This window comes from Roseomonas sp. E05, assembly GCF_030063475.1.
GTDB lineage: Bacteria > Pseudomonadota > Alphaproteobacteria > Acetobacterales > Acetobacteraceae > Pseudoroseomonas.
This window is the reverse complement of the sequence record NZ_JASIRT010000006.1, coordinates 148974-173317: the sequence shown is the minus strand read 5'-3', so window position 1 is coordinate 173317 and position 24344 is coordinate 148974. Positions and strand designations below refer to the sequence as shown.

Here is a 24344-nt window from a genome sequence, read left to right as displayed (position 1 = left end):
TGCTGGAAGCCGCCACCGAACGGCGTTCCTGGGCTTACGTCGGCATGCCCGTCTGGGCCGTGCCTTACATGCTCGTTCTGCAAAGGGATTTCCCCCCCGCAGAGGTCGAAGGATTTGAAGCGACGCCAATTCCTCCGTCGCCTGTACTTCCGATTCTGGTTCCGCTACGAGCCGGTGGCCTTGGACGCGCTTTGGATACAGGCTGCCGATACTGTTCTGATGCGAGCGACCTATGACCTTCCCGACGGAAAGCGAACGCCCGGCGAGGACGATATAACTGCAGACCCGCGCACCTTTGCGGTGTCGGACAGGTTGCTCGCTGAAGCGGATCATGCTGCTAATCTGCCCCTGAGGCTTGTTGGAAAGATTGAGGCGGCACTCCAGCGTCTCCAGGCGAGGCTGTAGATAGCAGCCCGCTGAGCGCTTCCTGCAGGCGGCTGTCATCTGGGCGGAGCGCAATGCCACCCGCCTGCGGACGCTGCTTCCGTACGCTTTCCCAGAATAGGCGCCACGACTTCGCGGTCCTGCCATCGACGTCGGCAATCCAGGCGGTGCATCCGGGCGCACCAAGCGGAACGTTGTATCCATCGCTCACCCACGTGGGATGTTCGAGACGCAGCGAGGCATCCAGCAACAGCATGTTGCGGGTGGCTGCCATGACATCATCCATGTCCGCAGGGAGTTGAACCGCGTCGCAGCACTCTTCGAGCGGCAACGCTTCGGTCGAGGAAACCTCGATCAGCAGCACCCTCGGCATGTCCATACCCTTTCGCCTGCGCGGCTTCAGGTTACGGCGTGTCGTGGCAACGGAGAGGTCGCGTCGCAGGTCGGTACCTCACCTCAAGGGTATCTTTCGACTGGCAAGGCCGAAGCCAAGTCCGAAAAACTAGACGCCCAGACCTAAGCGGCCTTGGAACTGAGGGATGGTCGGCGGGTCACGTGTCCGGCGGCGGGCCGCTGTGAACTCCCGACAGTCACTGACTGGCTATGACGCCCAGCCACAGCCCCGACGTCTCCGCCAAGTAGGTCTCCGTCGCCGCCAGGAGCTCCAGGTGCTCGCCCTCGGCCAACGCCCGTGACAGGCCCGGCTGCACGATGAAGACGGCGAACTCACGCTCGGCACTGCGGAGCATGCTCTCCAGCTTCCGCAGTTCGGCCATGGTCCCACGCTCGAACCGGCTCGAGGCCGCGCGCGCTAGGCGCTTGCCCTCGCGCGATTGCAGATGGCGGAACAGCGCCTCGGCGTCGTCCCGCCAGCGGACGCACTTCTGCGCCTGGCCGCAGACCACGTAGAGGTCGTCCAGCCTCGCGCCCGGCTTCGCCCCTTCGGAGTACTTGCAGTGGTAGAGGTGCACGACGATGCGGTCGGGCGTGGCCCTGATGGCGACCACGTCGGCGGCCTCGCCCGCGTCGTCGTCATCGAAGACGATGTCGAACGCCTCGTCCCCCGTCTGCGCAAGCAGGTGTTGGATCACCTTGTGCTGCACCGAGTCGGGGCGCTTCTGCGCCTTCTGCGACTCCTTGCGGATGTCGGTGCCCGTCCAGTCCCAAGCGGCGATGCGCTCGCGGGAGTACGGGATGCGCCTGGTCATGCCTTGCGGGGAGAACAGCTCGTTGTCGAGCAGCACGGCGCCGTTCACGAAATGGACCCAGGGGGGGTGGTCCGCCAGCCAGTCGCCGAGCGGCGTACGCCTGCCGCCGATGTTGATGTAGGCCGGTGGGCCGCCTGCGGGGAGGTAGCGGACGCCGTTCGCCCCGAACCGGAATTCGAAGTCAGCGGATCTGGATTCACCGTCGACTGCCACCGTCACCCGGAGCTTCAGCGGGCCGCTGTCCGTGCGCTCCGCGGGACCTAGGTCGACATCGAAGAGCTGCGCGGATGCGTCGCCGATGTCGATGGTGACGAGGTGCTCCGGCCTCTTGAGCAGCTTCTGGTCCCACTCGACGAATATGGGCACGAGCGGCGGCCGCTCCGTGACTTCGGTCGGTACCATGGCCCGACGGAAGATGTCGTCCGGCTGGATCGTGTCGTCGAGCAGCTTGGCGCCGACGTGGCGGCACCAGGCCACCCATTCGGACATGTCATGGGCCACCAAGTAGGACCACAGCCTGCCCTTGCGGGAGCACCCGACCGTCACCTTTCTGCCCGCCTCGAACCCGACGCCGAACAGGTTCGACCTGATCCTGTTGCCGACCGTCGCCTCAGTCACGGCGCGTGCGGCGTCAGAGCCAGAGTGCATCGAGAACCGCACCGCCCGGCCGATGGTATGGTTCAGGCCGAGGTTCATCAGCAGGAGCCGATTGATGCCGTGCAGGCACCGGAACACGCGGTCGCCGCTGACGATCGCGACGTCATCTCCGCAGACCGCCTTCGCCAGACCCTCGTGCAGGGTCGTGTTGTCGGAGCTGTTGATGAACAGCAGGCCGCGATCCTGGTCCCAGTGCAGCAGGTACAGATGCCAGACGGTGTTGGAGACCTCCTTAATGGCGCCCCAGGGAACCGCCTCCTGCTCCTGGGTGATGAAGACCAGTGTGCGATGACCCGCGTTGACCAACGGACCCGCATGGATGCGGGCCCGCTTGCGGAGGGCTTCCTCGGCCCGCCCCGGCGACCACGCCGTGCACCGGGTTCGGTAGACCACCGCGCTCATCTTGGGGAAGACGTTCTGCAAGGCGATAGGCGACTCCGGGCCCGTGAAGCCGTCGAGGAACTCGGAACGGCGCGTGTGGCGCCCGACCGCCCCGGAGCTCAGTTCGGTCAGCAAACGGTTCCAATCGGCGTCCTCGGCGTAGAGGTCCCGCAGCTGGTCCTCCATATCGGGGCTGGCGACGTTGGCGACCACGGTCGCTTGGCCCAGTTCCTTTTGCGCGCGGGTGAAGCGGCCAGTGAACTGCAGCGTGATGGCTAGGCTCTTGTGGGGGTCGTGGATGGCCGCGATCTTGAGGTTGGGGAAGTCGAACCCCTCCCCGAGCATGTTCACGCATACGATGACCCGCGCGCTCCCATCCCGAAGCCGCGCCAGCGCCTCGACGCGCTCGGCCTCCGGCATCTTGCTGTGGACCAGGGTGGGCCCATGCTCCGGCGCCAGCCCCTCGTAGACCTGGATGACCTCCTTCGCGCGCGCGATGTCCTCGGTCCGCGCCATGACGACGTGGCGGTACCCGGCCCCGATGTCGGCCTCGAGCTGCTCGATTGCGGCGACGGCGATGGCCTCGTCGGCGGACGGCCGGTCCCAGGCCATCACGCTCCTTAGGCTGATCGGGACGAAGTAGCCGTCGGTCTGCGCCTTCGACAGCGGGTAGCTGAAGATGACCCGTCCCTCCACCAGCTTGCCGTCGTTCCGGAACGGCGTCGCCGTGAAGCTCAGCAGTCGGTTGCCGGGCTGCGCCAGGAACAGCTTGCGGAAGGCGTCCCAGGTCGGCGCGGGCGCGTGGTGCGCCTCGTCGATGAACAGCACGCCGCAGAGCTGCGCGATGCGCTCCTGCACCTCGGGTTCGCACCCCTGCAGCACCTGCATGTTCGCGACCACCACGTTGCAGCGGAGAAAGAGCTGTTCCGCCGCCTCGACGGTGCGGGGCCTGTGCTTCAGGGTGCCCACGACCGGGTAGTGGGCGCCCTCAGTCAGTACGCCGAGGGTGCGCAGCAGCCCGAAGGTCTCGAACTTCTCCGAGATCTGGCCCCTCAGCGCGGTGCTGGGCACCACCACGAGGAGCCGGTTCATCCTCTCGCGCGCCATGATGGCGAGCATGGTTTCGGTTTTCCCGGTGCCGGTCGGCATGACGACGGTCGCCGGATCCCCGGCACCCCGCCAGTGAGCCAGCGTCGCGTACAGGGCGCCGACCTGTGGCGGCCGCAGCCCTTGCGCCAACACCTGCCCCTTGCTGTCCCGCGACTCCTCGCGGAACGTGAACGCATCCGCCCACGACGCCCTGGCGGCTTGCGCCGCCGCTCCCTGTGCCTGCCACTCGGAGGCACCCTTGCTGACCTTGGTCCAAACTGCGTCGAGCTCCGCGGACTGCACCGCTGGGTCGGCAGGCAGGCGCCCGGGCCTGCAGACCAGAGCATGCTCGAATCCTTCGTCACCCTTGGGCTTCCGGTCCAGCAGCAGGGTGGACCCGCCCCCCTTGATGTCGAGGGTGAAGCCGTCCAGCGCCCCCCGGGCGTTCAGGCGGCGAGCGGCGACCTTGGCGGTCCGGGCCAGGTGCAGCAGCTGGCGGATGGGGTTCCCGGCGACCTGCTCGTCCACGGCGTACTGGCGGGGCAGCGTCAGCCTGTCGCCAATCTTCAGCTCAGCCATCGAGGACCCCGCGCGCGACCGCACCCGGGATAGGCCGCCAGCAGCCGAAATGATGCCAAAGCTATTCCTTGTTTCCTAATCGGAATTGCATCGCCCAAGGCTTGCGTCGGGCTACGTTGAGCGACGTCGGGCGCGTGGCGGTAGGATTGGGGGACTGTTCGCCCTCGCCTGCCGATCGACTGCAGGCGCGCTGTCCTTGTAGTGTCCGGCGCCATGCCGCTTCCTCCCCAGCCGCGCCTGTTGCCAGAGAACCTGCCGCCAGAGGATAGGCCACGTCCACACAGCCTCGGCCTGACACCGTCCGCGGACGAAAGCCTCCAAAGCTACATCTTCCGTCTCGCCAATCGGCGGCGGACAGAGACGCCGAAAGCCCTGGGTGAGCGATTGGGCTTCAAGGGACTCGCGTCACGTGCGTCGCGCAACTCTGTCGAGAGGCTTGCCTTGGAGGCGTCGGTTCCCTTTGAATCCTTGCTGCCGCTCTGGCGCGGCGACCCGCACTCCCCCTTTGTCCTGTTCTGGAACCACGAGCTTCCCGGCAGCGCTTTGGACTTCGGGCTGCAAGAGGGGCGCAAGGTGTGCCCCGAGTGTCTCGCTGAACGCGGACGGCACCTAGCCGTCTGGGACATGTCCTTTATCTCAGCATGCCCCGTCCACCGCAAAGCCCTCGTGGACAAGTGTCATGCGTGCGAGAACCCGATCAAATGGAAAGGCACCGGCTTAGCATGGTGTGGCTGCCGAAAGGGCGGCGACCTGACGAAAGCCCCGGCGGCGCCGGTCACGCCTGAGCAGGCGAACGCCACGGCCTGCGTCCAGGGATTGTTGGGCGATCCTCAGTTCGCCGAGGAGGGGACCGGCGTCCGGGTCCTGCCGCCCTTCCGGAACATGGCGCCTGCCCACATCATCGAATTCCTGGTCCGTCTTGGGCTCGACGCTGCCGCGGCGCGCCCGCGGCGGTATTTCTTCGGCTTCGAGAACATGGGCGACGTCGAGGTGCCGCCGCACGAGGCGCTGGCCCGCTCTTTGGCAGCGGTCCGGAATTGGCCCACCGGGTTCCACGCCGAACTCGACAATATGCGGAGGCTCCATCTCACGGACGTCGCCACGGCGACGCAAAAGGTGACCAAGGGCATCGTGCGCTGGGCGACGCCGCTGCCCAACGGTGGCGGGTGGGCGATCAAGCAGGCAGTGAAGGACTACAGGCGGGCGGCGCGTGAGTTGGCCGCGCGGAGCCCTTGAGGCTTAGCTTGGATGGGGCACTCCGACACCGAGACTCAGGTTGCTCGCGGCACGCCATCGCGGCCTCCGGTGAGGCGGGGTAACTCCCGTATCTAGCCGCATAGTAGATGCTTCGGCTTCAGCTGCTCGCGTTCCTACCTCGTCCGGCACCACAACTTGCCGCGCGCTGCAGGCTGCGAAGGAATCACCATCGCCAAGCCATTAACACCCTGACATTGTTGGCTGATTTTCTGGTCTCGGGATTGGCGCAATCGGTGGCTCCGAGTCTGAAGAAAGCCGTGCGCCTGTCCGTGGAACGTGCAGAGGCGCACGCCGCAGATCAAAGGGTTACGGGGTGCGCAGTCCATCTAAGTGCGCGCCGTTATACTGAAGGTTCAGGCGCCTGCCACCGCCGGGAGGATGGCCGTGCCGGGCTGGCTCCAGACCGGCCAGGGCGCGGTCCCGGCTGCTCCGGCCGTCAGGGCGAGCACGGGGGAATGACGGGCCGGCAGCACCGCGCGGCCGACCACCTCCGAAAGCAGATCGGCCAGCCGGCGGCCCAGCACGCCCCGCCCCGGCTCGCCGCCAAGGCGCAGCACGCCCTCCGGCGCCAGCGTATCGGCGAGCTTCGCCAGCGTGGCGGCCGATGCCGTGAGATGGGCGGCGCTCAGAACGGTCCGCCCCAGCACGACCTGGCCGGGCACGCCATGTTCCGGCAGATGAATGGCTTTCAGCGGCGCGTATTCGGCCGCCACTTCGGCGACCTGCTGCAGGCCGTCGCGCTCTGCATCCAGAAGAAGCACGGCCGTGTCCGACCCCGCAGCGGCGAGCGCCGCGGGCCAGCCCGCCTGGCGGGGATCCAGCACCAGCAGCTGGGCGGGGCGGAGGGCGGTTTCGGCGATATCGGTCATGGCACGCTTCATCCTTCTGGAGCGGCTGCATTCTCCCCTGGTTTGTTAAAGAAACGGTTGATGCGCCGGCCCGGCGGGGCTGCCGGCAGGCAACGGCAAATGCCGGCGCCCGCGGCGCTTGCCGTGCCGCGGCGGAGCCGGCATCTCCGCTCCGCCATGCCCCTTCCCGCCCATGCATGATCTCTCCGAAGCCGCGCTGCTGGCCCTGCGGCTGATCGGCGGCGCCGATCCGGAACTCGGCCAGATCGTGCTGCTCTCGCTGCGGGTTTCCGGCAGCGCGGCGCTGTTGGCCTTTGCCTTCGGGCTGCCGCTGGCTCTCGTGCTGACGGTCAGCCGCTTTCCGGGGCGCGGCGCCCTGCTGGTGGGGGTGAACGCGGCACTCGGCCTGCCGCCCGTGGTGGTCGGCCTGCTCTGCTATCTCGCGCTCTCGCACAGCGGTCCCTTCGGGGGGCTGGGCTGGCTGTTCGAGCCTGCCGGCATGGTGTTGGCGCAGACCATTCTGGCGCTGCCGATCGTGGTGGCGCTGGCCCACCGGGTCCTGGGGCCGCTCTGGGCCGAGATCGGCGACCCGCTCCGCATCGACGGCGCCGGGCTGGCGCAGTGCGGCTGGCAATTGCTGCGCCTGGGGCGGCCGGCGCTCGGCACGGTGCTGCTGGCAGCCTTCGGCCGGGCCATCGCCGAGGTCGGCGCCATCCTGATCGTCGGCGGCAACATCCGCGGCGAGACGCGCACGATGACCACGGCCATCGCCCTGGAGACGCAGAAGGGCGACCTCCCGCTGGCCCTCGCGCTCGGCAGCATCCTGCTGCTGATCTGCCTCGGCATCAGCGCCATCACCCTCCGGCTCGAGCGCCGCTGAAGCGGCCGCCCGGCCCGCGCAAGACTTTCCGCCGCCGCGGGCGCGGATTACGCTCACCTCCCAGGGGAGGCCGCCAGGCCGAGAGGAGACCGAATCCGATGCAACGCCGCCTGTTCCTGGGCGCCGCCGCCGGCGCGCTTGCCCTGCCCCACCTGGCCCGCGCCCAGGCCGCGCCGAAGATCACCATCGGCATGTCCGGCTGGACCGGCTTCGCGCCGCTGACGCTGGCCGAGGAGGCCGGCCTGTTCAAGGCGAACGGCGTGGAGGTCGAGACACGCTTCGTGCCGCAGAGGGAGCGCAACCTGGCGCTTGCCTCCGGTGCGCTGAACTGCGTCGTCACCACGGTGGACACCATGATCCTGTGGGGCAGCACCATTCCGCTCGTACAGGTGCTGGTGCTCGACCGTTCCCGCGGCGGCGACGGTGTCGCCGTGCGGCCCACGATCGGCGGCTGGGCCGGCCTGAAGGGCAAGACGCTCGCCGTCGATGGCCCGGGCACCACCCCCTATTTCGTCCTGGCCTACATGCTCCGGGAGAACGGCCTCTCCATCAAGGACGTGCAGGCCGCCACCCTGGCGCCGCAGCCGGCCGCGCAGGCCTTCGTCGCCGGGCAGTTCGACGGCTGCTCGACCTATGAGCCGTACCTGTCCCAGGTCCGCGGCATGGGCGCCGACAAGGGCAGGATCCTCGCCACCACGCTGGACTATCCCTGCGTCGTGGACACGCTCGCCTTCCAGCCCGATTTCGTGGCGAAGAACGGCGCGGCGGTGAAGGCGGTGGTGCAGGGCTGGTACGACGCGCTGGCGATGATCGGCCAGGAGCCGGACAAGGCCTATGCCATCATGGGCAAGCGGGTGAACCAGAGCGGCGAGGCCTTCAAGGCCAGCGCGGCGTTCATCGAGTGGATGGACCAGGGCAAGAACCGCGCCTATGCCGCGGACGGTCTGCCGCAGTTCATGCAGAAGGCGCTGGAGGTGCAGAAGGAGGCCGGCGTCGTGCGCCAGTCGCCGGACCTCGCGAAGCTGCTGGACACCAGCTTCCTCGGCTGAGGTCCGGAAAGGCGCCCGGCCGGCCGTCAGGGCCGGCCGGGCAGCGCGTCAGAAGGCGACGCTCAGGCCCACATGGAAGGCGTCGTAGCCGCGCTCGCCGTTCAGGTAGCTGAGGCTGGCGCGCACCGGGGCGGTGGTGCCGAGCACGGCGAAGAGGCCGTATTCCTGCCAGCTCTTCACCGCCAGGTCGTCACCGGCCATGCGGGTGTCGACGAAGGAGGCGCCGAGCAGCACCGGCAGGTTGGCCAGCACACCGACCGGGCGGGAGATCGAGGCGCCGTTGCGGTAGTAGGCGTTCTGCAGGTCGTAGGCCAGGTCGTAGTCGCTGACCTTCAGCGGCTTGGTCTCGTAGTAGCCGATGGTGTTGCCGATCCCGAGCACGAAGTCGCTCGGCAGCGCCAGGCGCAGGTCGCTGGTCAGCGAGGCGCCATAGGCCTGGCCGACCGAGCCCACCTCGGAGGAGCCGGCGGCGCCGATGCGGACCTGCGGCGTGAGCGCCCAGCGGACCGAGGGACCCTTCACCACCGGCACGCGCAGGCCGATGCCGGCCGAGCCCAGATAGGAGTAGGCGCCGCTGGTATCCGTCAGGGTCAGCGGGACGTTCAGGAACAGCTCCAGGCCGTCCTGGCCGAAGGTGTAGGAGACGGCCAGCGGCAGGCTCCAGACATTGGTGTCGAACTCCCGGGTCTGCTGCCGGGTGAAGTCGCCGCCCACGCTGAAGTGCCAGCCCGCCGCGCGGGGCTCCATGCGGCCCAGATCGCCCGGCAGCAGGGTGCCGGCGGCATAGTCGGCCATCACCGACTGGCCCTGCAGCGAGGCCGGGTTGCCGGCCACCGGGTCCGCCGTGCTGGTGGCGACGATGGTGTCGTAGATCTTCCGCAGTTCTTCGGAGTCGCCCTCGCCCTTGGCGAAGTCCTCAAGTTGCTGGCGCGACTGGGTCAGGCTGCCGGCATCGAAGACCTGTTCCACACCGGCGCCGGGGACGCTGAGCCGCACGGCGGTGGAGCCGGGCTCCGTCGTCACCGTCGCCGGCACGCCGCGGATGTTGACGACGGCATTCACCGCCGAACCCGACCGATAGTTCGGCGCAACCGACTGGATGCCGCCCGGGTTCAGCAGGTTCAGCAGGTCGTCGAGGCTGTTGTAGGTCCGGGTATAGGTCTGCCCGTCAACGGTCAGGTTCAGGCTGAAAGGCTCGGCGGCGACAGCCGCGTGCGGCGCCGCCAGCGTTACACCCAGGACAAGAGTGGCCGCGGCGAAAGCGCCGCACGTTATGCGTGTGCTCATGGCAAAGCGATTACCATATTGGACACACGCCCGTGTGACTTCCGTTCCTCCTCTGCGACGAAATGTCACGAAATCACCTGGTTCGTTGCAGAAATACCACAGCTTGGACGTGGCATTTCTTCCCACATTTCATGCGGCGGCAGCAGGCAGTGGCGCAGGACTTGCGATAGGCGCTTCAATGCTTCTCCGGTCTGGATTCATCATTCTTTTACAGCGAGGCGCCTTGGAACCGCTCAAACCCGTCACCGCGACCACCCGCATCCTCCTGGGCGCCGGATTCTTTGCTCTCTTCCTGGGTCTCTGGGCGATGGCCACCGAAGGCGGCTATGTGCAGCCCCTGTTTCTCGCCTCGCCGGGGCGTGCCCTCGCCGCCGGCTGGTCGCTGCTGACCGAGTACGGCTTCCTCGGCGACATGGGCATGACCGTCTGGCGCGTGCTGGGCGGCTTCCTGCTGGCGGCGGCCCTCGCCGTGCCGCTCGGGCTGATGATGGGCGCCTACAAGGGTATCGAGGCCTTCTTCGAGCCCTTCATCTCCTTCGCACGCTACCTGCCGGCCTCGGCCTTCATCCCGCTGCTGATCCTCTGGGCGGGCGTCGGCGAGGCACAGAAGCTGGCGGTCATCTTTCTCGGCAGCGTGTTCCAGATCGTCATCATGGTGACGGTAATCGCCGGCACCACCCGGATGGACCTTGTGGAGGCTGCCTATACCCTGGGCGCGCGCCGGAGCGGCATCCTGCGGCGCGTGATCATCCCCGCCGCCGCGCCGCAGGTGATGGAGGCGCTGCGCCTGGTGCTCGGCTGGGCCTGGACCTACGTCATCGTCGCCGAGCTGATCGGCGCGCAGAGCGGCATCGGCCACATGATCATGGACAGCCAGCGCCTCCTCGATACCGGGCAGATGATCTTCGGCATCGTGGTGATCGGCCTGATCGGGCTGGTCACCGACCTGCTGTTCAAGCTGCTCAACCGGCGCCTGTTCCGCTGGGTGGCGCTGTAGGGGAGGCGCCGCCATGCAGGGGCTCTCGATCCGCGGCCTGACCCGCACCTTCCCCGGCCAGGGCAGTGCCGGCCCGACCCTCGCGCTGCAGCCGACCGACCTGGACGTCGCCCCCGGCGAGTTCGTCTCCATCCTCGGGCCGTCGGGCTGCGGCAAGTCCACCCTGCTGCGCATCGTCGCCGGGCTGGACCGGCCGACCGGCGGCAGCGTCACACTCAGCGGCCGGCAGGTGACGCGGCCGGGCCCGGACCGCGGCATGGTGTTCCAGTCCTACACGCTGTTTCCCTGGCTGACGGTGGAACAGAACATCCTGTTCGGCCTGCGCGAGCGCCGTGTGCCTCAGGCGCGGGCGCGGGAGATCGCCGCCGCCTACATCGCCCGCACCGGGCTGCGCGGCTTCGAGCATCACTGGCCCCGGCAGCTCTCCGGCGGCATGCAGCAGCGCACCGCCCTGGCCCGGGCCCTCGCCAATGATCCCGAGATCCTGCTGCTTGACGAGCCCTTCGGCGCGCTGGACCACCAGACGCGCGAGCTGATGCAGGAGCTGCTGCTGGAGGTCTGGGGCGCCGACACGCCTGCCGCGCGCAAGACGGTGCTGTTCGTCACGCACGACATCGACGAGGCGGTGTTCCTGGCCAGCCGCGTGCTGGTGATGTCGGCGCGGCCGGGGCGGGTGAAGGCGGAGGTGCCGGTTCCCCTGCCCTATCCGCGTGACTGGATGGTGAAGACCACGCCGGAATTCGCCGCGCTGAAGGCAAAGCTGATGGGCGAGATCCGCGAGGAGGTCCGCAAGGCGGCGCTCGCCTGAGGGCGGCCTCAGTCCTTGCGTTTGCCCTTGCCGGCCGCCGGGCCGGTGACATGCCCCTCCGCCGCCAGTGCGGCCAGCCGCGCCGGCAGCGCCTGCAGGATGGCTTCCCGGTAGCCAGGGACGCGCTTCCACGCCTTGCGCTCCGGCTTGGTCATGCCGCAGGCATGGCACCAGCCGGTGTCCTCGTCATAGGCGCAGATCTTGATGCAGGGTCGTTCCATGCCGGACAGATGGGGTGCCAGGCTTGGCCTGACGAGCGCCCCCCCTCTGGACGCCGCCCCCGGCAGCACCGAGTTTCCGTGCATGACGATTCCCGACACCATTCCCCGCGTCGCGCTGGTCACCGGGGGCGCCAAGCGCATCGGGCGCGCCATCGCCCTGGCGCTGGCGGGCGCCGGCTTCGACGTCGCGCTGCATTACCGCAGCAGCGCCAGGGAGGCCGAGGCGACGCGCCAGGACATTCTCGCCCTCGGCCGCCGCGCGGTGGCGCTGCCGGCGGCGCTGGAGCACGAGGCGGAGGTCGAGGCGCTGCTGCCTGCCGCCGCAGCCGCGCTGGGGCCCGTCGGCGTGCTGGTGAACAACGCTTCCACCTTCACCCGCGACGAATGGCGCGACGCCACGCGCGCGAGCTGGGATCACCACCTGGAGCCCAACCTGCGCGCGCCCTTCGTGCTGACCCAGGCCTTCGCCCGGGCGCTTCCGGAGGGGGCCGAGGGCGCGGTGATCAACATGCTGGACCAGCGCGTCTGGTCGCTGACGCCGCACTTCATCAGCTACACTGTCTCCAAGGCGGCGCTCTGGGCACTGACGCAGAGCCTCGCCCTGGCGCTGGCGCCGCGCATCCGGGTCAACGGCATCGGCCCCGGCCCTGCCATCCCGGCGCCGCGCCAGACGCCCGAGCACTTCGCCGCCCAGGCCGCCAGCACGCCGCTCGGCCATGGCACCAGCCCGGAGGAAGTGGGGCGCGCCGTGCTTGCCCTTCTCGCCCTGCCGGCGATGACCGGGCAGATGCTGGCGCTCGATGGCGGCCAGCACCTGCAATGGCGGCCCGATCCACCGCGGAGTCAGGACCGATGAGCTATTTTCCCGATGCTGCCCGTGGGCTGCGCCGCGTCTTTGTCCGGCGCCTGGCGGTGAGTGCCCGGCTCGGCGTCTATCCCGAGGAGGAAGCCGCGCCGCAGCGTGTGCTGATCGACCTCGACCTGCTGGCCCAGGACGACGCCGCGCCGCAGGGCGTGGGCGCCGACGACCTGGCGCGGGTGGTGGATTACGAGGCGCTGACAAACACCGCGCGGCGCATTGCCCGGGAGGGCCATGTCCGGCTGGCCGAGACGCTGGCGGAGCGCATCGCCTGCGCCCTTCTGGCGGCCGATGCGCGGCTCGTGGCGGCGCGTGTCACCGTGGAAAAGCCCGACATCATTGCCGATGTGGCGGGCGTCGGGGTGACGGTGGAGCGGCTGCGGCACTGAACAGCCAGGTAGCCCCCCCGTGCCTGCCCAAAGCCTGGGCAGGCGCTGGAAACTGGCGGCTTTCTGCGGTTTTCCGGCGGATAGGCCGACAATGCCCACAGCCTTATCCACGCTCGCGGGGGACAAGGCGGGCGCCTGGTGCCATCCCCTGCGACCGTCGCCGCGGCAGTGTTGCGGGTCAAAATGATCCCAAAAGAGGCATCTTCAGCGCCAATCTTCCCTCTGATCGAATTGCATATCTGATATGCATCATGGGATTGACGACTTTGTTCCGGTTTGCCGGAGCGCTTCCGTGCCTTCTCAGCGGCCCCGGCGAAGATCCCGAATTAGAAATATTCCGGCCTCGGTTGGCACTCTCCCCTGGCGAAGGATGCCGCGCGTAACGCGGCAATTCGAGAGCCGCAGATCCAGCAAAAGGCGAAGGCAGGCACATCCTTCTCACCCCCTCGTGATCCTCAATCAGAGACGGAAGCGGAATCATCCACCGCTTTTCCCACCGCAGCTCCGCCGGCAGGGCGTCAATCGCAAAGTTGCTCTTGACGCCGCTTGCCCCGAGGCTTTTTTGCCCTACATAGCAATTTCAAGGATTTAGGTTTTTGCTTAAAGCTTGGGCAAGGTGATGTGACGCGCGGATGACAGTGATTTAGCGGGATTCACCCCCCACCCATCCACAGAATTATCCACAGCTTCGGTGGACAACTTCCGCCGCTCTTGAGCCCCCTGCCCCTCGACGTGATTGATCCCGCCCATGCAGACAGCAGGCCCTGACGCGCCCCTTCCCGACGCTCCGGTCATGGAGGGTGTGGCCGTCATCGAGGCCGCCCTGGCCACCATGCCGCTCGTGCCGGGCGTCTACCGGATGCTCGATGCCAAGGGCGAGGCGCTCTATGTCGGCAAGGCGCGCAGCCTGAAGAAGCGGGTGGTCGCCTATACCCAGATCGCCCGCCTGCCGGAGCGGCTGCGGCGCATGGTGCACGCCACCCGCAGGATGGAGATCATCACCACCGGCAGCGAGGCCGAGGCCCTGCTGCTGGAGGCGAACCTGATCAAGCGGCTGCGGCCGCGCTTCAACATCGTCCTGCGCGACGACAAGTCCTATCCCTGGCTGGTGCTGACCGAGGAGCATACCTATCCGCAGATCGGCAAGCATCGCGGCGACAAGCGCAAGGGCGCCAGCTACTGGGGCCCCTTCGCCAGCGCCTGGGCGGTGAACCAGACCATCACCGCGCTGGAGAAGGTCTTCCTCCTCCGCTCCTGCCGCGACACGGTCTTCGAGAGCCGCGACCGGCCCTGCCTGCTCCACCAGATCAAGCGCTGCTCGGCGCCCTGCGTGCAGCGCATCAGCGCCGAGGACTATGCCGGCCTGGTGCGGGACGCGAAGAAGTTCCTCTCCGGCGAGACGCCCAGCATCCAGAAGCGGCTCGCCGCCGAGATGGAGCAGGCCGCCGAGGCGCTGGAATTCGAGCGCGCCGCCGCCATCCGCGACCGCATCCGCGGCCTGACGCATATCCAGGGCCAGAACGCCATCAACCTGGAGGGCGTGGGCGATGCCGATGTGGTGGCGCTGCACCAGATCGCCGGCCAGTCCTGCGTGCAGGTCTTCTTCTTCCGCGGCGGGCGGAACAACGGCAACCGCGCCTTCTTCCCCGCTCATGCGAAGGACGACGCGGCGCCCGAGGAGGTGCTCTCCGCCTTCCTCACCCAGCTCTACGACGACCTGCCGCCACCGCCGCTGGTGCTGCTCTCGCACGAGGTGCCGGACGCCCCGCTGATCGCCGAGGCGCTGACGCTGAAGGCCGGCCGCAAGGTGGAACTGCACCGCCCGCAGCGCGGCGAGAAGCGCGCCGCCGTGGACCACGCCGCCACCAATGCGCGCGAGGCGCTGGAGCGCCGGCTTGCCGAGGGCACCGCCCAGGCCGCCCTGCTGGAGGGCGTCGGCACGCTGTTCGACCTGCCGGAGACGCCGTCGCGCATCGAGATCTACGACAACAGCCACATCCAGGGCAGCCACGCCTATGGCGTGATGGTGGTGGCCGGGCCGGAAGGCTTCATGAAGAACGCCTACCGGAAATATGCCATCCAGGGCACGGCCGCGCCGCGCGTGCCGCAGCCTGTGGCGGCCGAGGTCGCCGGCGGCGTGGTGGAGACCCGCCGCGTCGCCGGTGGCGGCGGCACCCGGCAGGCCAGCGGCGGCGGCGACGACTTCGCCATGATGCGTGAGGTTTTCGAGCGCCGCTTCGGCCGCGCGCTGAAGGAGGACCCGGAGCGTCAGGGCGGAGGCTGGCCCGACCTGGTGCTGATCGACGGCGGCGCCGGCCAGCTCTCCGCCGCGCGCGAGGTGATGGCGGAGCTGGGCCTTGGTGATCTGCCGCTGGTCGCCATCGCCAAGGGGCCGGACCGCGATGCCGGCCGCGAATGGTTCCACTTGGCGGGCAAGCCGCCCTTCCAGCTTCCGCCGCGCGACCCCACGCTCTACTATCTCCAGCGTCTGCGCGACGAGGCGCACCGCTTCGCCATCACCACCCACCGCGCCGGCCGCTCGAAGGCGATCAGCCGCTCGGAGCTGGACGAAATTCCGGGTGTCGGCTCGGCCATCAAGCGGCGGCTGCTGAACCATTTCGGTTCGGCGCGCGGCGTGCGGCAGGCGGGGCTCGAGGATCTGCGCAACTGTCCGGGCATCGGCCCTTCGATGGCGGTGCGCATCCACGAGCATTTCCACCCTGGCGCCAGCGCGGCGAATTTGGGAAAGGGTTGAGCGCCCGACCGGGAAGGGAACGTCTTGCCAACCGATCTGCCGAACCTCCTGACGCTCTCCCGCATCGCCGCGGTGCCGCTGCTGGTGCTGCTGGCGGTGCTCCGCCTGCCCTGGGCGGATCTCGGCGCCTGCGCGGTGTTCTCGGCCGCCGCCATCACCGACTATTTCGATGGCAAGATCGCCCGCGAGCGGCAGCTCATCTCCGCCTTCGGCCGGATGCTGGACCCGATTGCCGACAAGCTGCTGGTCGGCGCGGCGCTGATGCTGCTGGCCGGCCTGTCGCGCCTCTCGATGCTTGGGCTGCTGGCTGCCATCGTCATCCTGCTGCGCGAGATCCTGGTCTCCGGCCTGCGCGAGTACCTGGCCGGCCTCGCCGTCGGCCTGCCGGTGACGCGGCTGGCCAAGTGGAAAACCGGCGTGCAGATGACCGCGCTCGGCATCCTGCTGGCCGGCGACTCCGGCGCGGCGGTGCTGCACCTTTCCTTCCTGCCGCTCGGCGCGATTGGCGAGGTGATGCTCTGGCTCGCCGCCGCCCTGACGCTGCTGACCGGCTGGGACTACGTCATGGCCGGCCTGCGCCACGCCGAAGCGCAGGACACCGCGCGAAACCATCCCGGGCAAAAGGAATTGTCCCGCCCTTGAGCGGGCCCATGCCCAATTGCATCTTCCCAGCAGGTACTCCCAGGAGCGGTCGATGATCGAGGTTTCGAGCGGCAGGCGGATCAGCAAGGGGCTGCGGCAGAAGGAGACGGGGCGGGTTGCCGCCCTGGCGCTGCTGCTCGGCCTCGGGGCCTGCGCCGCCTCCTTCACCGGCGAGCGGACCGAGCCCATCCCGGCCAGCCTGACCGTGCAGCGCGTGCTCGGCGAGCCGCCCGGCGTGCAGCCGCTGCAGCCCGTGCCGGGCAATGTCTGGCCCGAGGAGGACCTGGAGCGCCGGACACCGACGATGAGCGATCCGGACCTGCTGCAACGTGCCCCGATGGACGCGCCGCCGCCGCACCGGCCCATCCCGTCCGGCAGCTCGACACCGCCGGCCCTGCTGCAGCAGCAGGGCTACCGGGACAATCCCTACACCCCCTCCGCGCAGCAGGCGCCGGGTGCCGCGCCTTCGGCCCCGATCCAGCGCGCCGAGGAGCGGGAGCAGCGCCGTGATGGCCAGGTGATCCCGACCCCGGAGGGGCCGGTCGTGACCTCCGGCGGCGGGCGGAACTACCGGACCTACAACAGGCCCGGCGGCGGCTCCGGCATTGCCATCCCGAACGGTGCCAGCACCACCCTGCTGGATGCGGACGGCACGGTGCGCCAAGTGCCGACGCCGCGCTGAGCGCCATGCAGGTCCTCTATTTCGCCTGGGTGCGGCAGAAGGTGGGCGTGGGGCAGGAGGAGGTCTCGCCGCCGCCGGAGGTGACGGACGTTGCCGGGCTGATGCACTGGCTGGCGGAACGCTCCCCCGGCCATGCGGCGGCCTTCGCCAGTGCCCGGCAGGTGCGCGCCGCGGTGAACCAGGAGTTCTGCCCCCCCGACCACCCGGTGCGCCCGGGCGATGAGATCGCCTTCTTCCCGCCAGTGACGGGAGGCTGACGGCATGGCCACGGTGCGGGTGCAGGAAGCGGCCTTCGACATGGCGGCGGAGCAGGCGGCGCTTTCCGCCGGCCGCACCGATATCGGCGGCATCGCCAGCTTCGTCGGCCTCTGCCGTGGCGATGACGGACTCGCCGCGCTGGTGCTGGAACACTATCCCGGCATGACCGAGCGTGCGCTGGCCGGCATCGCCGCCGAGGCGGAGGCCCGCTGGCCGCTCACCGGCTGCACGGTGGTCCACCGCGTCGGCCGCATCCGGCCGGGCGAGCCGATCGTGCTGGTGCTGACCGCCAGCGCCCATCGCGCCGCCGCGCTGGAGGCCTGCGCTTTCCTGATCGACTGGCTGAAGACCGGCGCCCCCTTCTGGAAGCGCGAGGAATTCCCGGATGGGCGGGAGCGCTGGGTGGAGGCAAAGGACAGCGACGACGCGGCCGCCGCCCGCTGGCAGCAGGCGTGAGGCGCCTGGCGGCGCCCTCCGCCATCCTGGCGGCGGCGCTGCTGCTGGTCTGGCCGGCCTTCCTCAACCGCTACCCCATCCTGTTCAGCGACACCGGCGCCTTCCTGGCCCAGACCATCGAGCCCCTGATGATCTGGGACAAGCCCTGGGTCTATGGTCCGCTGCTGCACCTGTTCCACGGGCGGCAGACGCTCTGGGCGCCGCTGCTGGCGCAGGGGCTGATGGTCTCGCACCTGCTCTGGCTGGTGCAGCGCGTGCTGCGCGGCGGCGCCACGCCGGCGGCGCACCTCCTGCTCTGCGCCGCGCTGGCGGCGCTGACCGCCCTACCCTGGGTCACGGCGCTGCTGATGCCGGACATCTTCGCCCCCGTGGTGGTGCTGGCGCTGTTCCTGCTCGGCTTCGCGCCGCAGGGGGCGCTCTCGCGTGGGGAGACCGCTTATCTCCTGGCGTTGGCGGCGCTCGGCATCGCCGCGCATCTCTCGCACATCCCCCTCGCCCTGGCGCTGCTGGTGCTGACGCTGCTGGTGGCCCGGGCGCTGAAGCCGCTGCTGCGCGTCGCCGCGCCATTGGCCATGGCGGTGCTGATCCTGCTCGCCACCAATGCGGTCGGCCACGGGAAGGCCTCGCTCTCGCCCTATGGCGCCACCTTCCTGCTGGCGCGGCTGATCGCCGACGGGCCGGCGGCGCGCACCATCGCCACCGAATGCCCACAGCGCGGCTGGTATCTCTGCGCCTGGGCCGGCCGCCTGCCGGAGGACAGCGACGTCTTCCTCTGGGAGCCGGAAAGCCCCGTGAACCAGGACGCGCAGGGCAATCCCCGCTTCCTCGGCGGCGTGCTGCTGGCGCCGGAGGCCGAGGTCATCATCGCCGAGACGCTGCGGCGCGAACCCTTCGGCGTGGCCACCGCCGCATTGCGCAACGCGGCGGTACAGCTCTTCAAGGCCGGCCTGGGTGATACGCTGAGCCGGCAGGCCCTGGGTGATTCCGTCCGCCCTCGCCTCGTCCAGGGCTTCGGCGCGGCGGAGGTGGCGGCGCATGACGGCTCGGCGCAGTTCCATGACCGCTTGCCCGCCCTGGCCGCGCCCGTCCTCTGGCCGCAGGGGCCGGTGCTCGTGCTGGGCGCGGCGGCGCTGCTGTTCGCCTGGCGCGCCCTGACCCGGAGGGGCAATCCCCTGCCGGAGGCGGAGCACCGCCTGCGGCTGGGCTTCGTGCTGATACTGCTGGTCGGCGTCACGGCGAATGCCCTGGCCACGGGCGCCCTTTCCAAGCCCCACCACCGCTATCAGGCGCGGATTGCCTGGCTGATGCCCTTTGGCGCGGCGGCGCTGCTGCTGCCGCGCCGCGACTCTCCGGCCACATTACAAGATTGAAACCTGAAGCCTCTCCCGGAGCTTCAAGGGCGGATCGCAAGCCCCGGGAAACGTCCATGCGCCCTGTCACCGCGCCTCTCCTCCTGCTCGCCCTTGCCCTTCCCTGTGCCGCCCAGGCGCAGGCCGGCCTCGAATGGTCGGAGGAGGGCGTGCCTGAGCTGCGCCTCGCCCGCGGTGCCGTGCAGGTGACGCCGGTGCTGCGGCTGGACCTCGATGCGGGCGCCTATGACGACCAGGAGCGCGCCGGCGGCTTCCGCTCCGGCGTGAATGTCCGGCGCGCCCGCCTCGGTCTGGAAGCCACCTTGCCGAACGATTTCGAGGCCAGCTTCATCTGGGATTTCGGCGCCTCCTCCGTGCGCGACGCCAGCGACCTCTATGAGGCGGCCCTCGCCTGGAAGGGGCTGGGCTGGGGCACGATCCGGGCGGGCGCCTACAAGCCGCAGCACATGCTGGAGCAGGCCGGCAGTTCCTTCGATCTGCTGTTCATCGAGCGCGCGGTGATTTCCGACCTCGCCGCTGACATCGCCAGCGGCACCGGGCGGCAGGCAGCCGGACTGGAAGTGCACCGGGATCGTTGGAGCGCGGCGGGCTACGTCACGGCCGGGGAGATGTCGAAGCCGCAGAGCTGGGGGCAGCGCGGCATGGCCGGGCGCGTCACGGCGATCCCGCTGCGCGGCGAGGGCCTGCTGGTGCAGCTCGGCGCCAACGCGGCCTATCAGTGGCGCCCGGGCCAGGAGGGCGGATACAACGAGGCCAGCCTCAGCGGCTATCCCGAGCTGCGGGTGGATACGCGGCAGTTCCTGGACACCGGCAGCATCGAGGCCGACAGCCTCTGGGCGGTCGGCCCCGAGCTGGCGGGAGCGGCGGGGCGCTTCTACGGACAGGCCGAATACCAGTACATCGGCATCGACACGCCGCAGGGCGGCATGCGCCACGGCGAGGGCTGGTACGTCGCGGCTTCCTACACCCTGCTCGGGGCGCCGCGCTCCTATGACCGCGAAACCAGCACCTGGAAGCGCCCGAAGCCGCTGGAGGCCTTCAACCCGGCGACCGGACAGTGGGGTGCGCTGGAGGTGGCAGGCCGATACAGCGTCGCCGACCTGCGGGACGGGCCGGTGCAGGGCGGCGCCCAGCGGATCTGGACCGCCGGGCTGAACTGGTATCCGCATCCGATGGTGAAGGTCATGCTGAACTACCAGGACGGCCACCTTGCCCTGGCGGAGGGTGGCCGCGATTTCAAGGCGATCGGCCTTCGCCTTTCCTATTCGCTTTAGAGCGGTTTCCGTTCGCTCTGGCTCACGGAAAACGCTCTAGCCGTTTGTTTTGACGAGCATTTTCACCCGTTCCGATGATGCCATCGGAACGGGTGAAGATGCTCTAGGATCGCCTCCGGACATCCCTATCCGAAGGTGGCGGCCAGCCCCTCGGCCAGGGGGCGGGGCGTGACGCCGAGGCGCTCCCGCATCGGGGTAATGTCGAAGGCCTTGTCCTCCGTCAGGCGGCGGATCTCGTCCGGCCCGATGGTCGGCAGGACGGGGAGGAAGGGCGTCAGCCTGGCCAGCAGCCGCAGCGGCGCGGCCGGCACCGGCAGCACCGGCGGCACGCGCAGCCCGGCGGCCCGCGCCACGGCGGCCAGGAAGTCGCGATAGGGCATCGGCTCCGGCCCGGCCACCACCAGCGTTTCGGGTGCGGCCCAGTCGCGGTCCAGGGCGGCCAGGAGCGAGGCGGTGACGTCCTCCTGATGGATCGGCTGCACCAGGGCGCGTCCGCCGCCCGGCAGCGGCGCCACCGGCAGCCGGCGCATCAGCGCGGCGAGGCGCTGCACGTTGTTCTCGCCCTGCGCGCCGTAGATCATGGTGGGGTGCAGCATCACCCCGGGATGGCGGCCCGCCAGGAAAGCCGCCTCGCCGGCCCGCACCCCGTCCCCATGCGCGTCGGGCCAGCGCGAGAAGCGGCGGGTGGAGCCCATCAGCACCAGCCTCGCGCCTTCCGCCGCCGCGGCGAGAATGGCGGGCGCCCAGCGGGCATGGGCGCAGGAGACGATCCGCCCGGCACCGGCCAGTGCCGCCTTCAGTGCCGCCGCGTCGGCGAGATCGGCGCGGCGCGGCGTGCCCGGCAGGCCCAGGGCACGCCAGGTGTCCTCCCGCCGAACCACCGGCACATAGCCCTGGCCCCGCGCTGCCAGCGCCCGGCAGAGCGCCGCGCCCGAGCGCCCGGAAGCGCCGATGATCGCGATGCTCATCCGGCGGCGCGCGTCAGCCGCTCCGCCGCCCGCGCCCGGCCGATGACGGGCAGGAACAGGCGCAGCTCGGGGCCGTGCTCCTCGCCGGTCAGGGCGCGGCGCAGCGGCAGGAAGAGCGCCTTGCCCTTGCGCCCCGTCGTGGCGCCCAGCGCCTTGGTCCAGGCGCCCCAGGTCTCCTCGGACCAGGGCTCGGGCGGCAGCGCCTCCAGCGCCTGGCGGAGGAATTCCGCCTCATCCGGCTGCGCCGGGATGGCGATGGGGTCATGCGCCACCTCCCACCAGTCCCGCGCCTCGCCCAGCAGGTCCAGGTTGCCGCGCACGGCGAGCCAGAAGGCCTCATCGGCGCCTTCGGGCAGGCGGTCGCGCACGCTGGCGAAGTCCAGCCCGTGCAGGTAGCGGCGGTTGAGCGCCAGGAGCTGGGCGGGGTCGAAGCGGGCGGAGGAGCGGGAAAGCTTCTCCAGCGTGAAGCCGGCCGCCAGCTCCGCCGGCGGCGCCGCCACCGGGTCCTGCGAGGAGCCGAGCGCCGCCAGATAGCCGACCAGCGCCGGCGGCTCGATGCCGTCCCGCCGCAGCTGCCGCAGGCCCATGGAGCCCAGGCGCTTGGAAAGCTGCCCGCCTTCCGCATCGGTCAGCAGCGGCAGATGGGCGAAGCGGATCATGTTCGGCTTTCCGCTCAGCGCCTCCAGGATGTCGATCTGCACGCCGGTGTTGGTGACGTGATCCTCGCCGCGGACGATGTCGGTGATGCCGGTCTCCAGGTCGTCCACCACCGAGGTGAAGGTGTAGAGGAAGGAGCCGTCGGCGCGGATCAGCACGGGGTCGGAGATCGGCGGCAGCTTCACCGCGCGGCGGCCGAGCACGCCGTCCTGCCATTCCACGCTGCGCATCGAGAGCTTGAAGCGCCAGTAGGGCTGCTTGCCGTTGGCCAGGGCCCGCTCGTACTGCTCCGGCGTCATCTTCAGCGCGGCGCGGTCATAGACCGGCGGGCGGCCCTGCTTCTGGCGCTGCTCGCGCTTGAAGCGCAGCTCTTCCTCGCTCTCGAAGCAGGGATAGAGATGGCCGCTTTTCTTCAGCTTCTCCGCCGCCGCCTCGTAGCGCGCGATGCGGTCGGACTGGCGGAAGCTCTCGTCCCAATCAAGGCCGAGCCAGTGCAGATCCTCCTCGATGCCGGCGGCGAATTCGGGCTTGCTGCGGGCGGTGTCGGTGTCGTCGAAGCGCAGCACGAAGCGGCCGCCATGCCGCCGCGCCAGCAGCCAGTTGGCGACCGCGATGCGCGCGTTGCCGACATGGAGATAGCCGGTCGGGCTGGGAGCGAAGCGGAGCTTCATGCCTCGTCCTCCTCCCCCTCGCCACCCTCGTCCTCCTCCATGCGGCGCGGGTCGAGCACGCGCCAGTTGCGCTCCTCGGAATCCCGCACCGGCTCGGCGGCGAAGTCGCGGATCTCGTTGCCGCTGGTCCAGCCCTGGCTGGTGCTGCCCACCACCTCGGCGTCCTCGCCGAAGGCGAACCAGGCGGCCAGCACCTCGTCCGCCGTCAGGCCGGGGGTACGGCAGCGCTCGATGCTGTCGCGCACGTAGCGGCGGGCGAAGCTGTTGGCATGGGCCAGGGTCTGGAAGCCGCGGATGGTCTCCACCGGCTCCGCGCCGTTGCCGCCGGAAAGGTCGCGGATCTGCACGCTGAATCCGCCCTGCGGCGCAAAGAGAGTGTCGTCGAAATCGCCGCTCATGGCAGGAGGCCCGTCATTCCGTTGCTGAAGGGATCACCGAGGCCCCGGCCGAGCCGCAGGGCGGCGGGCGCCTGGCGCCGCCTGTAGGCGGCGGCCGCCAGGGCGCCCCAGAGCCGGAACACCTCCGCGGGGTCGTAGCCCTGCGCGGCCAGCGCGTCCACCGGCTTCTCCTCCAGCAGGCCGCGCAGGATGGCGGTGGTTGCGCTCTCCGCAGGCATGGTCGGCAGGCCGCGCGCCGCCGCGAGCGCGGTCAGCTCACCGGGCCAGAGCTCCGCGAAGGGCGCCAGATGGCCGGCATGGCTTCCTTCCCCCAGCGCGCGGATCTCGGCCGTGGCGGCATTGAGCAGCAGCGCCCCGCATGCGGCGGCGCGCGCCTCCACCGCGGGCCCCTCCTCCACCGGGAAGAGGCGCAGCCCGGCCGCGCGCGCCGCTTCGGCCAGCAGGGCCGCGGCGGCGCCTCCGGCGGGGTCCACCATCACGCCGGCGAAACCGCCCTTCGCCACGGCATCGCCCAGCGCCAGGACGAGGGCGCGCCAGAGGCGCTCCTGCGGAGGCATGACCACGGGCAGGGCCAGGGGCGGGCAGCGCCAGCCCTCCTCGCCCTCCTGCCACTCCACCAGCAGCGGCGCCGGATCGAAGGCGGGCAGGCGCGCGGCAAGGCGCCGGTCGGCGTTCAGCACGAAACCGCCGCCGGGATGGACCCACGGCCCCTGCCCGCCCTGCAGGTTCAGGCCGAGGAACGGCAATCCCGTTTCCACCACCCGCGCCACGGCGGCGTCGCTGGCGCGGTCCTCCGGCTCGCCGGTGAAGGGAGTGGCCGTCAGGGAGAGCAGCAGGTCGGCCCCTGTCTCCCCCAGCGTCTCCGCGATGGCGGGGTCCTCGGCGTCGGCGCCGCTCATCACCCCGAGGCGCAGGCCGCGGAAGGCCATCGGGCCGGGCGCCGGGCCGGGGCTCAGGCGCGGCTCCGGGCCATGCGGGAAGGCATGGCGGGCGCGCCGGGCGACGATCCGCCCGCCCTCCAGCAGCAGGATGCCGCTGTGAAGGCGCCCTGCCTCGCGCCAGGGCGCACCCAGCAGCAGGCCCGGGCCGCCATCGGCGGTTTCGGCGGCGAGGGATTGAAGGGCCGCCTCGCAGGCGGCGAGCAGTTCCGGCCGGGCGGCGATGTCGGCGGGCGGCGCACCGCTGAGCGAGGCCTCGGGCGTGACCAGCAGCGCCGCGCCCTCGCTGGCTGCCAGGGCGCGGGCGGCGCGCAGCGCCCCGGCATTGGCGGCGATGGCGCCGAGCTGCGGGTTCAGCGGTGCAAGCAGGAACCGCATCGGC

Annotated in this window: 23 protein-coding genes; 14 read left to right on the top strand and 9 right to left on the bottom strand. The window is 70.1% G+C overall.

Features of this window, described 5'->3' with window-relative positions; genetic code table 11:
• Positions 1-337: 337 nt before the first annotated feature.
• On the bottom strand, positions 338-748 hold the full coding sequence (locus QMO56_RS09125) for a hypothetical protein (protein ID WP_283525095.1): 411 nt from the start codon (positions 746-748) through the stop codon (positions 338-340).
• A 226-nt stretch (positions 749-974) separates the two neighbouring features.
• Positions 975-4298 (bottom strand): DEAD/DEAH box helicase, encoded by a 3324-nt coding sequence (locus QMO56_RS09120; protein WP_283525093.1) that lies wholly within the window; start codon positions 4296-4298, stop codon positions 975-977.
• Between the two features lie 201 nt (positions 4299-4499).
• Between QMO56_RS09120 and QMO56_RS09115 the strand changes: the two genes are divergently transcribed.
• A complete protein-coding gene (locus QMO56_RS09115) occupies positions 4500-5534 on the top strand; it encodes a TniQ family protein (protein WP_283525091.1) in 1035 nt (344 codons plus the stop codon).
• A 374-nt stretch (positions 5535-5908) separates the two neighbouring features.
• Here QMO56_RS09115 and QMO56_RS09110 read toward each other — a convergent pair whose 3' ends face one another.
• A complete protein-coding gene (locus QMO56_RS09110; protein WP_283525089.1) occupies positions 5909-6424 on the bottom strand; it encodes a DUF4347 domain-containing protein in 516 nt (171 codons plus the stop codon).
• Positions 6425-6596: 172 nt separating this feature from the next.
• Here QMO56_RS09110 and QMO56_RS09105 point away from each other — a divergent pair, with 172 nt between their 5' ends.
• Together QMO56_RS09105 and QMO56_RS09100 are read left to right on the top strand one after the other, a co-directional pair.
• Positions 6597-7283: an ABC transporter permease gene (locus QMO56_RS09105; RefSeq protein ID WP_283525087.1), complete on the top strand. Its 687-nt coding sequence runs from the start codon at positions 6597-6599 to the stop codon at positions 7281-7283.
• 98 nt (positions 7284-7381) lie between these two features.
• The gene (locus tag QMO56_RS09100; RefSeq protein ID WP_283525085.1) at positions 7382-8332 is read left to right on the top strand and encodes an ABC transporter substrate-binding protein; all 951 of its coding nucleotides are present in this window, start codon (positions 7382-7384) and stop codon (positions 8330-8332) included.
• Between the two features lie 48 nt (positions 8333-8380).
• Here the strand turns inward: QMO56_RS09100 and QMO56_RS09095 are convergent, their stop codons facing one another.
• Positions 8381-9619: a hypothetical protein gene (locus QMO56_RS09095; protein WP_283525083.1), complete on the bottom strand. Its 1239-nt coding sequence runs from the start codon at positions 9617-9619 to the stop codon at positions 8381-8383.
• Positions 9620-9842: 223 nt separating this feature from the next.
• Here QMO56_RS09095 and QMO56_RS09090 point away from each other — a divergent pair, with 223 nt between their 5' ends.
• On the top strand, positions 9843-10616 hold the full coding sequence (locus QMO56_RS09090; RefSeq protein ID WP_283525081.1) for an ABC transporter permease: 774 nt from the start codon (positions 9843-9845) through the stop codon (positions 10614-10616).
• 13 nt (positions 10617-10629) lie between these two features.
• On the top strand, positions 10630-11424 hold the full coding sequence (locus QMO56_RS09085; RefSeq protein ID WP_283525079.1) for an ABC transporter ATP-binding protein: 795 nt from the start codon (positions 10630-10632) through the stop codon (positions 11422-11424).
• Between the two features lie 8 nt (positions 11425-11432).
• On the opposite strand, the gene QMO56_RS09080 is transcribed toward QMO56_RS09085, so the two are convergent.
• Positions 11433-11645 carry a DUF1289 domain-containing protein gene (locus tag QMO56_RS09080; RefSeq protein ID WP_283525078.1) on the bottom strand — a complete coding sequence of 71 codons (213 nt, stop codon included), beginning with the start codon at positions 11643-11645 and terminating at the stop codon, positions 11433-11435.
• Between the two features lie 82 nt (positions 11646-11727).
• On the opposite strand from QMO56_RS09080, the gene QMO56_RS09075 reads away from it, so the two are divergent.
• The 9 genes from QMO56_RS09075 (at position 11728) to QMO56_RS09035 (ending at position 20330) form a co-directional block, all read left to right on the top strand.
• On the top strand, positions 11728-12501 hold the full coding sequence (locus tag QMO56_RS09075) for an SDR family oxidoreductase (protein WP_283525076.1): 774 nt from the start codon (positions 11728-11730) through the stop codon (positions 12499-12501).
• Positions 12498-12893, top strand: coding sequence for a dihydroneopterin aldolase (locus tag QMO56_RS09070; protein WP_283525074.1), 396 nt, complete (start codon positions 12498-12500; stop codon positions 12891-12893). The genes QMO56_RS09075 and QMO56_RS09070 overlap by 4 nt, the downstream gene beginning before the upstream one ends.
• Before the next feature lie 748 nt (positions 12894-13641).
• Positions 13642-15648 carry an excinuclease ABC subunit UvrC gene (gene uvrC / locus QMO56_RS09065; RefSeq protein ID WP_283525072.1) on the top strand — a complete coding sequence of 669 codons (2007 nt, stop codon included), beginning with the start codon at positions 13642-13644 and terminating at the stop codon, positions 15646-15648.
• A 24-nt stretch (positions 15649-15672) separates the two neighbouring features.
• Positions 15673-16290, top strand: coding sequence for a CDP-diacylglycerol--glycerol-3-phosphate 3-phosphatidyltransferase (pgsA, locus tag QMO56_RS09060; protein ID WP_283525071.1), 618 nt, complete (start codon positions 15673-15675; stop codon positions 16288-16290).
• Positions 16291-16342: 52 nt separating this feature from the next.
• Positions 16343-16972 carry a hypothetical protein gene (locus QMO56_RS09055; RefSeq protein WP_283525069.1) on the top strand — a complete coding sequence of 210 codons (630 nt, stop codon included), beginning with the start codon at positions 16343-16345 and terminating at the stop codon, positions 16970-16972.
• A gap of 5 nt (positions 16973-16977) precedes the next feature.
• The gene (gene moaD / locus QMO56_RS09050) at positions 16978-17229 is read left to right on the top strand and encodes a molybdopterin converting factor subunit 1 (protein WP_283525067.1); all 252 of its coding nucleotides are present in this window, start codon (positions 16978-16980) and stop codon (positions 17227-17229) included.
• A gap of 4 nt (positions 17230-17233) precedes the next feature.
• A complete protein-coding gene (locus QMO56_RS09045) occupies positions 17234-17686 on the top strand; it encodes a molybdenum cofactor biosynthesis protein MoaE (RefSeq protein WP_283525065.1) in 453 nt (150 codons plus the stop codon).
• Entirely contained in the window at positions 17683-19056 is a 1374-nt protein-coding gene (locus QMO56_RS09040; RefSeq protein WP_283525063.1) for a hypothetical protein, read from the top strand. Before QMO56_RS09045 ends, QMO56_RS09040 begins: the two co-directional genes overlap by 4 nt.
• A 56-nt stretch (positions 19057-19112) precedes the next feature.
• Positions 19113-20330, top strand: a complete 1218-nt coding sequence (locus QMO56_RS09035) for an OprO/OprP family phosphate-selective porin (protein WP_283525061.1) — start codon at positions 19113-19115, stop codon at positions 20328-20330.
• Positions 20331-20455: 125 nt separating this feature from the next.
• Here QMO56_RS09035 and QMO56_RS09030 read toward each other — a convergent pair whose 3' ends face one another.
• The 4 genes from QMO56_RS09030 to QMO56_RS09015 are packed head-to-tail and all read right to left on the bottom strand — an operon-like array spanning position 20456 to position 24340.
• Entirely contained in the window at positions 20456-21298 is an 843-nt protein-coding gene (locus QMO56_RS09030) for an NAD(P)-dependent oxidoreductase (protein WP_283525059.1), read from the bottom strand.
• The gene (gene gltX, locus QMO56_RS09025; RefSeq protein WP_283525058.1) at positions 21295-22626 is read right to left on the bottom strand and encodes a glutamate--tRNA ligase; all 1332 of its coding nucleotides are present in this window, start codon (positions 22624-22626) and stop codon (positions 21295-21297) included. Before gltX ends, QMO56_RS09030 begins: the two co-directional genes overlap by 4 nt.
• Positions 22623-23024 (bottom strand): hypothetical protein, encoded by a 402-nt coding sequence (locus QMO56_RS09020; RefSeq protein WP_283525057.1) that lies wholly within the window; start codon positions 23022-23024, stop codon positions 22623-22625. The genes gltX and QMO56_RS09020 overlap by 4 nt, the downstream gene beginning before the upstream one ends.
• Positions 23021-24340, bottom strand: a complete 1320-nt coding sequence (locus tag QMO56_RS09015; protein ID WP_283525055.1) for a nitrilase-related carbon-nitrogen hydrolase — start codon at positions 24338-24340, stop codon at positions 23021-23023. The genes QMO56_RS09020 and QMO56_RS09015 overlap by 4 nt, the downstream gene beginning before the upstream one ends.
• Between the last annotated feature and the right edge of the window lie 4 nt (positions 24341-24344).